This window comes from Embleya sp. NPDC005971, assembly GCF_040629175.1.
Taxonomy (GTDB): domain Bacteria; phylum Actinomycetota; class Actinomycetes; order Streptomycetales; family Streptomycetaceae; genus Embleya.
The window spans coordinates 212,341-225,680 of the sequence record NZ_JBEXUX010000002.1; the positions used below are offsets into that span (position 1 = coordinate 212,341).

Sequence of the window (13,340 nt, forward strand, 5' to 3'; positions counted from 1 at the left end):
CCTCGCGTATTCATAGGCAAGGCTTACCTAACCTTCCCTGTGCTTCCCTGTCCTCCGGAGACGCCGATGCCAACGACCGCACCCGCGCTGCGTCGCACCCCGCCCCGACCGCCCGACGCCCTCGTCGGCGACCCGGAACGGGCGCGCGTCACCCATGAACCGACCCGGCGTCGGTTCGGCTTCGGGGCGGGCGCGCTGACCCTGGCGGGGCTGCTCGCCGCGTGCGGCGGCACCACCGAGGGCGCCGCCGAGCCGACCGGCACGGCCGGCGACACGATCCGCTACACCTACGGCGGCGCCGACCGCGTGTTGCCCCGCACGCCCCGACGGGCGGTCACCATCCAGGGCCGCATGGACCTCGAACTCGCCCTGCTCGCGGGCTACCCGGTGATCGGTTCGGGCAACGCGTGGATGCCCGGCGCCCGCGTGGGCTCGCAGTTCCAAGGCATCACGGTGCCCGACATCGCCACCGTCGGCCTCGGCGACGGTCTTCAGGTCGACTACGAACAGATCCTGCGACTGGACCCCGACCTGATCGTGATGCCGCAATACGGCTACGAGGTGGACTGGTACGGCAACAAGCGGCTGGAGCAGATGGCGCCGATCCTGGGCGTGTCCGAGGACCCGGTGGACTGGCGGCGGGCGAGCACCGAGCAGTTGACCCTGCTCGGGCGCGGTGAACAGGCGCGCACCCACGTCGCGGCCTACGACGAGAAACTCGCCCGACTGCGACCACGGCTGACCGACCGGCTCGGCGGCCGCAGGATCGTGTTCGGCGTCGTCGCCGGCGGCGCGTTCTCGGTGTGGACCCGCTCGATCACCATGTCGGTGGCGCGCGAGGTCGGGTTGGAACCGATGTTCTGGAACGCGGCCGACGAGAACAACAGCTTCGAGCTGTCCCTGGAGCGGTTCGACCGCCTGGCCGCCGCCGACGTGATCATCCGCCAGGCGGTCGAGCCGGCCGAGGCCGCCGCACTCGACGCGCAGCCCACCTGGCAGCGCATACCGGCGGTCGCGAACCGCAAGGTCGTGACCATGGACGGCCGCTACAACGCCGGGCTGGTGCTGACCGCCACCGGCTTCCTCGACGTGCTCGCCCGCGCCGCGGATCTGTACGCATGAGCGCGACCGTCACCGCGACCCCCACTCGCCCGACGCCCGCCCGCCCCGGGGTGAGCGACACGCGACGGACACGCGTCACCGGCGAGTCGACCCGACGTCGATTCGCGCTGGGCGCCGGGACGTTGTCGCTGAGCGCACTGCTCGCCGCGTGCGGCGGCACCGAGGAGACGAAGGACGCGCCACCGGCCGCGACCACCCTCGACTTCTCCTACGAGGGCCGCAGCACGCGTATCCCGGCCGATCCGGGGCGCGTGGTCGTGCTGGATCCGCGCACCGGTGTCGAGTTCGCCGCCATGGCCGGATACCCGATGATCGGCGGCTACCGCATCGACGGCCGCAACCACCTCTCCGACCGGCTGCCCGCGAACTTCCAGGTGTTGCAGGGCAATGTCCGCGAGCCCAACGCCGAGGCGATCCTGGCGCAGCGGCCGGATCTGCTGGTGGTCGGCGCCGACTGGTGGAAGTTCTACCAGGACAAGAAGCTGTTGACCCAGGACATCGCCCCCGTGCTCGTGGTCAGCGGCGGCTTCAGCCCGTTCTGGCGCCGCTACAGCCAGGAGCAGTTGACCCTGCTCGGGCGCGGCGACCTCGCCCGCCGACTGCTCGCCGACTACGACGCGCGCCTGGCCCGAGCCCGCGCCGAGGTCGGTCCCCTGTTGGCGGGCCGCAAGGTGCTCATCGGCGGGGCCGACGACACCAACTTCTGGGTGCAAAGGCGCAGCTTCTACCTGAGCGTCGCACTGGAGCTGGGCATGGACGTGATGTTCCATCAGCCCGACCGCGACCCGAACAAGCCGTTCAACGACTTCTACGGTCCCGAGCAGATCGACGTCTTCGCCCCGGCGGACCTGATCATCTGGAAGGACCCCGACGCGCCGGCGACGCAGGCCAAGACGTGGCAGCGGCTGCCCGCCGTGCGGGCCGGGCGGGTCGTACCGCTGAACTACGACACCACCGCCGGCCTCGTCCTGACCGCGACGGCCCTGCTCGACGAACTCGTATCCGCCGCGAAGGTGTTGGGGTGACCACGTGATGAACGACCCGCTGTACCGGGGAACGGTGCTGGAACACACCCACCTCACGCCCGGCATGATCCGGATCGTGTTCGGCGGCGAGGGACTGCGCGCCTTCGAGAGCACCGGCGTCGGCGACGAATACCTGCGCCTGCACTTCCCGTTCCCCGACACCGGCGAACCGGCACTGCCGGACGTGAACCCGGGCGGGAGTCGCGGGGAGGCCGGGCCCGGCGCCGACGAGGCCGACCGGTACGCGCAGACCCGGCGCTACACGGTGCGGCGCTTCGACGCGGAACGCGGCGAGGTCACCATCGACTTCGTCGTCCACGACGGGGGTGTGGCAAGTGCGTGGGCACTCGCCGCCCGGCCGGGGGACCAGGTGGGCATCGGCACACCGCGCGGCCTGTACGCCCCGCCGGCCGAGACCGTCTGGCAGATCCTCGCCTGCGACGCCGCCGGCCTGCCCGCACTGGGCCGACTCGTCGAACAACTCCCGGCCCGAACGCGGGCCCGGGTGATCGTCGAGGTCGCGGACGCCGGCCACGAGCAGGTTTTCGACAGCGCCGCCGACGTCGAGTACGTATGGCTGCACGGCAGCGGCAACGGCGCCGCACCCAGTCGGCTGGCCCAGGCGCTGCGCGCGATGACGCTGCCCGAGGGCCCCGGCTACGTGTGGGCCGCGGGCGAGACCCGTGCACTGCGCGAGATCCGCCGCCACGTGCGGCACGAACTGGGGCTGCACGCCCGGATGTACAAGGTGATCGGCTACTGGACGCACAACGCGGAGGAGTGGGACGAGCGGTACGCCGGCCTCGACCCCGAGGTGAAGCGGCGCTTGGAGACGGCCTTCGACGCCGTGCACGAGGAGCAGCCCGAGGAGGAGATCGAGAACATTCTCGACGAGGTCGAGGCCACGTTGGAGGGTGTCGGGCTGTGAACGCACCACGGGGCGCGCGGATCGCGCCCGCGGGGTCCGGCGGGCCGGTCGAACCCGTCGGGCCGGTCCGGGACATGGCCCCGGGCGAGGCGGCTTCGGCGGGCCGCGATACCGCTACGGCCTCGGCGGCGCCGGCCGCGCCCACGCACGCCGGAGCGGAGCGCGGGCCCGTGGCGGGCTCGCCCGTGCGCCGCGGCCTGTGGCTGATCGTGGCCACCGCCGCACTCGTACTCGCGATCCTGCTGAGCGTCGCGATCGGGTCGAAGAACATCCCGCTCCCGACCGTGTGGGACGCGCTGTTCCACTACGACGGCTCCAACGACCACGTGATCGTCCGTGACCTGCGGCTGCCTCGCACCCTGCTGGGGATGCTCGTCGGCACCGCGCTGGGCGTCGCCGGCGCGGTGATCCAGGCGGTCGGCCGCAATCCGCTCGCCGACCCCGGCATCCTCGGTGTCAACGCCGGTGCCGGCTTCGCGGCGGTCCTGGCGATCGCCGTGTTCGACATCACCGACCTGCGCGGCTACATCTGGTTCGCGTTCCTGGGCGCGATCGCGACCACCGTCGCGGTGTACACGATCGGCTCGCGCGGTCGCGGCGGCGCCACCCCGGTGCGGCTGACCCTGGCGGGCGTGGCGCTGGGCGCGGTGCTGGGCGGGATCAGCTCCGGGATCACGCTGCTGGATCCGAGCACGTTCGACCGCATGCGCTTCTGGTCGGCGGGCTCCATCGGCGGACGACAGTGGGACACCATCGAACAGGTCGCCCCCTTCCTGCTGGTCGGACTCGTGGTGGCGGCGAGCGTGGCCCGCGCGCTCAACGCGGTCGCCCTGGGCGGCGACACCGCCCGCGCGCTCGGGGTGAACATCACCCGTACCCGCGTGTTGTCGGTGATCGCGATCACCCTGCTGTGTGGCGGCGCGACCGCGGTCGCCGGACCCATCGGCTTCGTGGGCCTGATGGTGCCGCACGTGGCGCGCTGGATCACCGGCCCCGATCAGCGCTGGATCCTGGCCTACACCCTGGTCCTGTCGCCGATCCTGTTGTTGGTCGCCGACGTCCTGGGCCGCCTGGTGGTGCGCCCGGGCGAACTCCAGGTCGGCATCGTGACGGCGTTCGTCGGCGTCCCCGTGCTCATCGCCCTGGTGCGTCGACAGAAGGTGAGCGGACTGTGAAGTCGCCGAATTCGTCGCAGGCTTCGCCCATCGCGCCGTTGCCCGGCTCCGCGTCGTCCACGTCCACTCCCGCGTCGCCGCCCACCGCGCCGGGCCGCGGCTCGGCCGGCTCGGACGCCGGCGGCAAGGGTGCGCAACGGCCGCGCGTACGCCCCAAAACGCGCACGACGATCGACTTCGGGCGCGCGGTCCGGGTGATCCGGCTCCCCGGCGGACACGTGTCGCTGCGCCTGGACGTCCGGGCCGGCGTCGTGTGTCTGATGCTGCTCGTCGCCACGACCGCCGTCGCCGTCCTGGCACTGGGCACCGGGGAGTACTCGCTCTCGCCCGTCCAGGTGACCGAGGCACTGTTCACGGACGTACCCGCCAAGGTGCACATGGTCGTGATCGAATGGCGACTGCCTCGCGTCCTGCTGGCCGTGCTCGCCGGTGCCGCGCTCGGTGTCAGCGGTGCCATCTTCCAGTCGTTGACCCGCAATCCGCTCGGCAGCCCGGACGTCATCGGCTTCAACACCGGCGCCAACACCGGTGCGCTCATGGTGATCATGCTCGCCCACGGCGGCTACTACCAGGTCGCCGCGGGAGCCCTCGCAGGCGGCGTGGCAACTGCCGCGCTGGTCTACTTGCTGGCCTACCGGCAAGGGATCCAGGGTTTTCGGCTGATCATCGTCGGTATCGGCATCAGCGCGCTGCTCGCCTCGGTCAACACCTGGGTCATCGTCAAGGCCGACCTGGAGACCGCGATGGCGGCGGCGGTGTGGGGAGCCGGCTCGCTCAACGGCCTGGGCTGGCAGCAAGTACGCCCGGTGACCGTCGTGTTCGCGATCCTGCTGCCGGTCGCCCTGATCCTCGGCGGGCGCATGCGGGTGCTGGAGATGGGCGACGATGCCGCCCGCGCCCTGGGGGTACGCACCGAGCCGACCCGCATCGCCCTCGTGGTCACCGGGGTCGCGCTGACCGCCATGGTCACCGCCGCGGCCGGACCGATCTCGTTCGTCGCGCTCGCCGCACCGCAACTGGCCCGCCGCCTCGCCCGCAGCCCGGGGGTGACGATATTGCCGTCGGCCGCGATGGGAGCGGCGCTGCTGACCACGAGCGACTGGCTCGCCCAACGCCTGTTCGCGCCGACCCAATTGCCGGTGGGGGTGGTCACGGTCAGCATCGGCGGCGCCTACCTGATTCGGCTGCTGGTCGGCGAGGCACGGCGGCAGTGACGACCCCGGGCGACGCCGGCGGTGGGCCGCCCGGCGCCCGCCTCGGTTCGCGGCGACTGCGCCCGAGCCCACCGCACCCCAACCCCTCCTTCGCAGAACGGACTTCGCCACGATGAACATCGCCGTCGACCCCCGCGCGCACCCCGCCGCGCCGGCTACCGCGCCCCGGCTGTGGGCACAGGGGCTGACCGTCGGGTACGACGACCGCGTCGTGGCCCGAGACCTCACCGTGCACATCCCCGACGGAGCGGTCACCGCGATCATCGGCCCCAACGCGTGCGGCAAGTCCACGCTCCTGCGCGCCCTGTCCCGCCTGCTCACCCCGGCCGCCGGCACGGTGCACCTGGACGGCAAGGCCATCTCGTCCTACCCGGCCAAGGAGGTGGCCCGGCGGATGGGTCTGCTCCCACAGACCTCGGTCGCCCCCGACGGCATCACCGTGGCCGACCTCGTCGCCCGGGGCCGCTATCCCCACCAGAAGCTCCTGCGCCAATGGTCGGACGAGGACGAGACGGCCGTGCTGAACGCCCTGGCCGCGACCGGGACCACCGACCTGTCGCCGCGCCCGGTGGACACGCTGTCGGGGGGCCAGCGCCAACGCGTCTGGGTGGCCATGGTGCTCGCCCAGCAAACCCCGCTCCTGCTCCTGGACGAGCCCACCACGTTCCTCGACATCGCCCACCAGATCGAACTCCTCGAACTCCTGCGCGACCTCAACGAACGTGACGGCCACACCCTCGTCGCGGTCCTGCACGACCTCAACCACGCCTGCCGCTACGCCGACCACATCATCGCCATGCGCGAGGGCACGGTCCTCGCCGTCGGACCACCCCGCGACATCGTGACGCCGGAACTGGTCGAGGACGTCTTCGGCCTCCCCTGCCAAATCATCGACGACCCCGTCTCGGGCACCCCTCTGGTCATCCCCCTGGGCCGCCGCCGGCGCCCACCGGGGCACTCACGACACCCGGAAGCCCCGTAAGGAACACACGGAAGGGTCCGTAAGAACAGCCGGAACGTCCGTAAGGACAAAGGACCTTCCCGGGCGGGACGGCCCGACGGCCGACTGCCTTCGAATCCGCGCCGAGGTCCCGGCACCCGGACCGAAGGGTGCACCGAGCCGAGACTGAACGCCGCTCCGCGGGTGTCGGACCGGGCCTCGCCATCGTGCACCACCACGTGGCCGCCCACCACGGCACCGTGACCGTGCACGAAGCACCGGGCGGAGGCGCGCTGTTCCGAGTCGTCCTGCCCGCGGAACCCGACCGCCCCGCAAGCCCACCCCACGACGACACCGACGACTGAACGCGCGTGGCCGTTACCCGCCCCACCGATCCAACCCGCGACGAACGCACCGTCCGTGGAAACCCGCACCTGCGGGTGGAGCCCGTGGGAACGACTCGTCGGCGCAACCCTTCTCTCAGGGTCCTCTCAGCACCGCAGTGGTCGACTCGACGCAGGGGTGGACGGAAGCGGTCACCCCGCACACGACCGTGGGGGCAGGCGATGACCAACCGGAACTCCCTTCGGGCAGGACGGCACCGGCGCGGACCAGCGGTGGTAGCCGGACTCCCGGGGATGTCGGTCGCAGGCATCCTCGCGTTGCCGGGCACGCCTGCGCAGACCTCGCATGCCTGTGTACGCGGGGCCGATGCCGTGCACGCGGCGCACTCCCTGCACGCTGCCCGCGCCCAGGCGGACGTCCTCCTCGATCGCATGCACCATGATTCGGCTCCGCCACCGACCGGCACCGAAGCCTGCGCCTGATACCGAGGCGGTCGAAGGACGGAAGACGACACCGGCCCCGCCGCGACGGGCACAAGCCCGCCGGACACGCGCCGTGGTCCGTATCCACAACGCGCTCGGCCCGAGGGGGCCGTCCGCCGCGGCCCGGGACGCAACGGAACGGCCGTGAACGCCACGGCTCGGGTCGGTCCGTTCGACACCATCGTGTCTGCAGTGCTTCGGACAAAAAATCGAATGCGACGGCATCCCCGAGAGAGGCGCTGATCCATGCCCCATCCCGCAGGCCTGACGGCCGTCAACGTTCTGGATGCGAGTTCCCTGCTGGGGGCGTTCGGGGCCATCGGCATCGCGATCGTGCTCTTCGCCGAGACCGGGCTACTGGTCGGATTCTTCCTCCCGGGGGACTCCCTGCTCTTCACCGCCGGCCTCCTGTGCGTGTCCGATACCGGCGGGCCGGTACACCTGTCCCTTCCACAGGTCCTGATCGCCGCGGTTGCGGGGGCCCTGCTCGGTGCGCAGGTGGGGTTCGTCATCGGACGCCGCGCCGGACGGGCCCTGCTGTCCCGCTCACACCACGAGCGATTGCACGCGGGTGCCCGGCGGGCCGAGGAACTCCTGGAACGTTACGGTCACGCGAAAGCCATCGTGCTCGCGCGGTTCATCCCCATCGTCCGTACCGTCCTCAATCCGCTGGCCGGTGCTCTCGGCGTGCCCACCCGCACCTTCACGACCTGGCAGGCGGCGGGTGGCCTGGTATGGACCGTGGGACTGGTCCTGGCCGGCTACGCCCTGGGTTCCTCCGTGCCCAACGTCGACCGCTATCTGCTGCCGATGGTGGCCGTCATCGTGGTGATCTCGCTGATCCCGCTCGCACTGGAACTGCTGCGCTCTCGTCGTGCGGCGAGCCAGAGGCGGTGAGCGCAGCGAACGCGGCCCCGGCCGGCTCCCGCATCGAGGGCACTGTCCACCCCGACGCCACGCGCCTCGCCCCCGGTCACACGACGCCGTCGGCGTCACGGTGGCCCCCGCACCCCCGCGCCGATCGAGCAGTCCGGTGGGCGCGTGATCCGGCGGTTCGCGAGAGCGGCTCGGTCCATGGGCGCGGCCTTGGCCTCCGGCGTCCCGTTGGTTCTCTTCGCCTTGCTCACCGTCGGGACGGCCGTGCACGGTTGGGCCCGTTTCCGCCGGAGTCGGCCATGCACGCCTGAGCGGTCGAGTACCGTCCCGCGTCGGCGGTACGAACCGTCGGCATCGTGACGGAAGAGCGAAACCGGAGCCCCGCCCTACCTCGCGGCCCTCGCGGCAGGCTTGATGGTGGCCCGCCGGACCTTGCGGCCGGTGCGTCGAATCATCCGGATCGCGTGCCTGGGCACCCCTTGCAGTGCCGACGGCCGGTCGACTGGCGGGTCGCCGCGGCGACACCACGGCCCTCACCGATCCACGGTCACGGCCGCGGCGATGTCCAGGCGTGCGGCGCGGCGGGCCGGGACGAGTGCCGCCGTGAGACCCGCGAGTGTGGTGCCGACGATCACCACGCCGATCGTCGTCCACGGCACCGCCAACACGCCGACCCCGTCCGCCGCGATCGCCCGGCGGGCGCCGGCACCCCACGCAACGCCCAATGCCAGACCCAGGGTCGCGCCGTAGAGCGCGATCGTGAGCGACTCGAGGCGGATCATCCGCCGAACCTGACGACGACTCAGGCCCAGCGCACGCAACACCCCGATCTCGGAGGTGCGTTCGACCACGGACAGCGCGAGGGTGTTCACCACCCCCAGCAGCGCGATCACGACGGTCAGTGCCAACAGCCCGTAGGCGAGCCCGAGCAGCACCCGCGTCATCCGCTTGCGGGATTGTTCGTAGTCGGCCCGGGTGCGCACGGACACGTTCGGGCGGTCCGCGAGCGCGGCCTTGACGGCGACCCGCAGCCCGCCGGGGTCGACGCCGGCCGCGGCACGGACGTAGATCGTGTCGTCGAGCGCCTCCGGGGCCAGCAGCGTGAACGTGTCCAGGCCCACCATCGGGTTCACATCGCCCCCGTTGCCAGGCGGTTGGTCGGTGCGCAGGCCGCCCACCCGCAGCGACCGGGCCGCGCCGCCGGGAAGGCGGACCTCCACCGGATCCCCGACGGTGACGCCCACCCGCTTCGCGTAGTCGGCGTCCAGGACGATCGCGTCGGGTGCGAGACCCCGCGTTGCGGAACCGCGGACGTACGTGTGGCCGAGCATCGCGTCGACGCCGCCGTCCGCGCCGTCGAGTTCGACCTGCCGGGTGTGCCCCTTGACGGTGATCCACGCGTCGGATCGCCGGGTGCGCACCTGTGTGCCCACGCCCGGCACCGCCCGTACCGTTTCCGCCACCTGTGCGCTCAGTGCCTGCTCGGAGCCGATCACCACGTCGGCGTGGAACGAACGGGCGAAGTCGCGGTCGAAGGACACGCTCATCGAGGACGTCACGACCGCGACCGCCGCGACCAACGCGATGCCGATCATCAGCGCACCCGCCGTTGCCCCGGTGCGGCGCGGATCGCGCAGCGCGTTGTCCCTGCCCAGCCGCCCGACCCGGCCGAACGCGCGGCAGTAGGGACTCGCCAGGATCGGGATCAACGGGCGCGCGAGTACCGGAATCAGCAGCACGAACGCCACCAGAGTCGCGGCGCCGCCCACGCAGACGAGCGCCGGGTTGCCGCTTGCGAGCGCACCCACCCCGGGCACGAGCGCGCCCAGGCCGAGGATCGTGCGCCCACGCAACGGCGCGGGCGGGGAGTGGGCTTCGCGCAACGCCGCCATCGGTGCCACGCGGCTCGCCCGCCGTGCCGGCACCCAGGACGCGGACACGGTGGCCACGAGCCCGACGCCGTAGCCGACGACGGCGGTGACCGGCGAGAACACCAGAGTGATGTCGCCGGTCGCCACACCGAACCTCGACAACAGCGCGGTGAGTCCGGTCGCCAACCCGTAGCCCGCCACCAGCCCGAACGTCGACCCGACCACCCCGAGCAGCGCCGCCTCGGTCAGCACGGAACGGTTGACGTCCGCACGACTCGCCCCGATCGCGCGCATCAGCCCGATCTCGCGCGTGCGCCGGGCGACCAGCATCGAGAACGTGTTGAAGATCAGGAACACACCGACGAGCGCGGACAACCCCGCGCAGCCGAGCAGTCCCACCTCCACCACCGTGAGCATCGCGCCCAGCCGCTCGGTCGCCGCCGTCGTGGTCTCGGCGCGGGTGCGTACGGTCAGGCCCGGATCGGCACCGAGCGTGGCCGTCACCCGGGCGCGCAACACCTCGTCGGACACCCCCGTCGCGGCCGTGGCCGAGACCTGCGTGACCACATCCGACCGGCCGATCAGGCGCGCGGCCGCGTGCGCGTCGTCGAGGAGGACGAGCGTGTCTCCGGTGGGGCGAACCCGATACGACGCGATCCCCACCACGGTGACCTCGAACGGCCCGGGCGTGGCCACCAGGCGTAGCCGAGCACCCACACGCACCCTGCTCCTGCGCGCCGACTCGGCGTCCAGGACCGCCTCGTTCGGGCCGCGCGGCTCACGGCCGGACGCGAGCCGCACCGGCGAGTAGGGGCACGCGCACCACCCGAGCGCGATCGTGCTCGAATCCGACACCACGCTCACCGCTTCGCCCGCACGGTCGAACAGCCCGACGTCCTCGACCACCACATCGCCGTGCGCGGCGGCGACCCCGGGGACACCCCGCACCCGATCCACGAGCGCGGCCGGCACGGTCGGAATCCGCCCGCTGCGCGTCAGCCGCTTGGCCGCGACCTCGGTCTTGGGCGTGACGGTGACGTCGGCCGAGGAGGCGCGGGCGACGTCGGCGAACACCGCGGACACCGTATTCACGAAGATCAGCGTGCCCGCGACGAACGCCACCGACAACGCGACGGCCAACGCGGACAACACCAACCGCCCCCGGTGGGCCACAAAATTGCGCAGCGATGCCTTCAACACGGCGGGATGCCCTTTCGACGGGATGGCGCCGAGCGAGACACACCTCGGCGAACGCCGTTACGCTCTCGCGCCCACCGACCCCGGGGCGTCGGGCCCAGGGGCCGTCCGCACGCCCGGACCCAGGCGCCACACGAGCGCCCGGATCGGCCCGGGAGCCCACTCACGACGTGGTACCGCAGGCCGATGCGGGCCCGTGGCACGGCCGCCTACAGTCCCCCACGTGGGTGACGCACTACGCCCGCCGCTGACCCAGCGGCTGCGACTTCGGCATTGGCTGACCCTCGACGCCCTGCTCGCACTCGCGATCACCACGCCGATCCTCACCGTGCATCCCGCCGCCGCGACCGACCGCCTCGGCGCCGCAGCCTGGCCGATCCTGCTCGCGCTGGGCGCGACACTGATCGGCTCGGTCGCGGTGCGCCGGGTCTGCCCCGTGCCGGCGCTCGTGGTGGCCGTCGTGGCGGAGACCGCCGCCGGGCTGGCCGGCCTGGTGGCCGCGGTCGGCTTCGCGATGGCGGCCACCCTGTACACGGCGGCGCTGAGCGGCCGGTCTCGGCACGTGGTGTGGGCGGCGGGCGCGGCGGCGGTTGCCGCCGGGTTCGTGATCGCTCCGGTACCGCTGTACCCGGCGATCCCGGCCTGGGCGGTCGGCGCACTCCTTCGTACCCGGCGCGAGTATGTCGAGGCGCTGCGCCGGCAGGCCGAACGGCAGGGCCGGGAGCGCGCCGAGCGGCAGGCCGCGGCCGCCGCGGCCGAGGAACGGCTGCGGATCGCCCGCGAGTTGCACGACGTGGTCGCGCACAGCATGAGCCTGATCACCGTGCAGGCAGGGGTCGCGCACCTCGTCGGCGCCGAGCGACCCGAGGAGGCGCTGCGCGCGCTCGGCTCGATCGAGGCCACCGGACGCACCGCACTGCGCGAGATGCGCCGACTGCTCGGCATCCTGCGCGACGACAGCGAAACCGCGCACGAGGCCGAACTGGCGCCGGCACCGACCCTGGCGGCCGTCGACGCGCTGATCACCGACGCGGCGGCGGCCGGACTGCGCGTCGAACTGACCGTGCACGGCGACCGACGCGAACTGCCCACCGGGGTCGAACTCGCGGCCTACCGCATCATCCAGGAGGCGCTCACCAACGTGGTCAGGCACGCGGACACCGACCACTGCCGGGTCGAAATCCAGTACACGAGACACGAATTGGCGCTCGCGATCACCGACTCCGGCAGCGGCGGACCGGCCGCCCCCGGCCACGGTCTCGTGGGCATGCGCGAACGGGTCGCGGCGTACGGCGGCGAGTTCGACGCCAGGCCGCTGCCCGAACGCGGCTTCCGGGTCAGTGCGCGGGTCCCGATCGAGGACGGCACCCGGTGACCGACCCGATCCGAGTCCTGGTCGCCGACGACCAGGCCCTGCTGCGCGGTGCACTGCACCTGCTGATCGACGCCGCCCCGGACCTGACCGCGGTCGGCGAGGCGACGGACGGGGCACACGCCCTCGACCTGGTCCGCGAAACCCGCCCCGACGTGGTCCTGATGGACATCCGCATGCCCGGCGTGGACGGCCTGGAAGCGACCCGGCGAATCACCGCGTCCCCCGACACCTGCGCCTCACGCGTGCTCATCCTGACCACGTTCGACCTGGACGAATACGTCTACGCGGCGCTGCGCGCGGGCGCGAGCGGCTTCCTGCTCAAGGAGACCCCGCCGGCGGAACTGCTCACCGCGATCCGGGTCGTCGCGGCCGGCGACGCCTTGATCGCGCCGAGCGTGACCCGCCGGCTGATCGCCGAATTCGCCAATCGCCCCGAACCGGCCCAACGCCCCCACACCGGCCCGGACGCGGGTCTGACCGATCGCGAGCGCGAGGTGCTGGCGCTGATCGGCCGCGGCCTGTCCAACACCGAGATCGCGGCACACCTGCACGTGAGCCCGTCCACGGTCAAGACCCATGTGGGCCGGCTGTTGATGAAGCTGGGCGCCCGCGACCGGGCCCAACTGGTCATCGTCGCGTACGAGACCGGCCTGGTCGGCACCCGCGCACAGTGACGAGCACGAGCACCGGGCGCGGACCGACCCACAACGGCGGGCGCCGATCACCAGGCGAACCCGGCCGCGGGCGCCGAGCCCGGTCAGCCCCATTGCCCCGGTGCCGTGGTAGTCGA

General features: G+C 72.4%; 12 protein-coding genes. 10 read left to right on the forward strand and 2 right to left on the reverse strand.

The window, feature by feature from the left end:
- Positions 1–66: 66 nt before the first annotated feature.
- From ABZ374_RS03870 to ABZ374_RS03900, 7 genes are all read left to right on the forward strand, one after another.
- Positions 67–1,122 carry an ABC transporter substrate-binding protein gene (locus tag ABZ374_RS03870; protein ID WP_360305792.1) on the forward strand — a complete coding sequence of 352 codons (1,056 nt, stop codon included), beginning with the start codon at positions 67–69 and terminating at the stop codon, positions 1,120–1,122.
- Positions 1,119–2,147 carry an ABC transporter substrate-binding protein gene (locus tag ABZ374_RS03875; protein WP_360305794.1) on the forward strand — a complete coding sequence of 343 codons (1,029 nt, stop codon included), beginning with the start codon at positions 1,119–1,121 and terminating at the stop codon, positions 2,145–2,147. The genes ABZ374_RS03870 and ABZ374_RS03875 overlap by 4 nt, the downstream gene beginning before the upstream one ends.
- Before the next feature lie 7 nt (positions 2,148–2,154).
- Positions 2,155–3,075, forward strand: coding sequence for a siderophore-interacting protein (locus ABZ374_RS03880; RefSeq protein WP_360305796.1), 921 nt, complete (start codon positions 2,155–2,157; stop codon positions 3,073–3,075).
- A gap of 170 nt (positions 3,076–3,245) precedes the next feature.
- The gene (locus ABZ374_RS03885; protein ID WP_360305798.1) at positions 3,246–4,250 is read left to right on the forward strand and encodes a Fe(3+)-siderophore ABC transporter permease; all 1,005 of its coding nucleotides are present in this window, start codon (positions 3,246–3,248) and stop codon (positions 4,248–4,250) included.
- Positions 4,247–5,464 (forward strand): iron chelate uptake ABC transporter family permease subunit, encoded by a 1,218-nt coding sequence (locus tag ABZ374_RS03890; protein ID WP_360305800.1) that lies wholly within the window; start codon positions 4,247–4,249, stop codon positions 5,462–5,464. Before ABZ374_RS03885 ends, ABZ374_RS03890 begins: the two co-directional genes overlap by 4 nt.
- Positions 5,465–5,576: 112 nt before the next feature.
- Positions 5,577–6,446: an ABC transporter ATP-binding protein gene (locus tag ABZ374_RS03895; RefSeq protein ID WP_360305802.1), complete on the forward strand. Its 870-nt coding sequence runs from the start codon at positions 5,577–5,579 to the stop codon at positions 6,444–6,446.
- A 185-nt stretch (positions 6,447–6,631) separates the two neighbouring features.
- On the forward strand, positions 6,632–6,769 hold the full coding sequence (locus ABZ374_RS03900; RefSeq protein ID WP_360305804.1) for a hypothetical protein: 138 nt from the start codon (positions 6,632–6,634) through the stop codon (positions 6,767–6,769).
- A gap of 171 nt (positions 6,770–6,940) precedes the next feature.
- On the opposite strand, the gene ABZ374_RS03905 is transcribed toward ABZ374_RS03900, so the two are convergent.
- Positions 6,941–7,189: a hypothetical protein gene (locus tag ABZ374_RS03905; RefSeq protein WP_360305806.1), complete on the reverse strand. Its 249-nt coding sequence runs from the start codon at positions 7,187–7,189 to the stop codon at positions 6,941–6,943.
- Positions 7,190–7,477: 288 nt separating this feature from the next.
- Here ABZ374_RS03905 and ABZ374_RS03910 point away from each other — a divergent pair, with 288 nt between their 5' ends.
- The gene (locus ABZ374_RS03910) at positions 7,478–8,128 is read left to right on the forward strand and encodes a DedA family protein (protein WP_360305808.1); all 651 of its coding nucleotides are present in this window, start codon (positions 7,478–7,480) and stop codon (positions 8,126–8,128) included.
- 512 nt (positions 8,129–8,640) lie between these two features.
- Here ABZ374_RS03910 and ABZ374_RS03915 read toward each other — a convergent pair.
- Positions 8,641–11,178: an FtsX-like permease family protein gene (locus ABZ374_RS03915; RefSeq protein WP_360305810.1), complete on the reverse strand. Its 2,538-nt coding sequence runs from the start codon at positions 11,176–11,178 to the stop codon at positions 8,641–8,643.
- Between the two features lie 220 nt (positions 11,179–11,398).
- Between ABZ374_RS03915 and ABZ374_RS03920 the strand changes: the two genes are divergently transcribed.
- Positions 11,399–12,550 (forward strand): sensor histidine kinase, encoded by a 1,152-nt coding sequence (locus ABZ374_RS03920; RefSeq protein ID WP_360305812.1) that lies wholly within the window; start codon positions 11,399–11,401, stop codon positions 12,548–12,550.
- On the forward strand, positions 12,547–13,224 hold the full coding sequence (locus ABZ374_RS03925; RefSeq protein ID WP_360305814.1) for a response regulator transcription factor: 678 nt from the start codon (positions 12,547–12,549) through the stop codon (positions 13,222–13,224). Before ABZ374_RS03920 ends, ABZ374_RS03925 begins: the two co-directional genes overlap by 4 nt.
- The last annotated feature ends 116 nt before the right edge of the window (positions 13,225–13,340 follow it).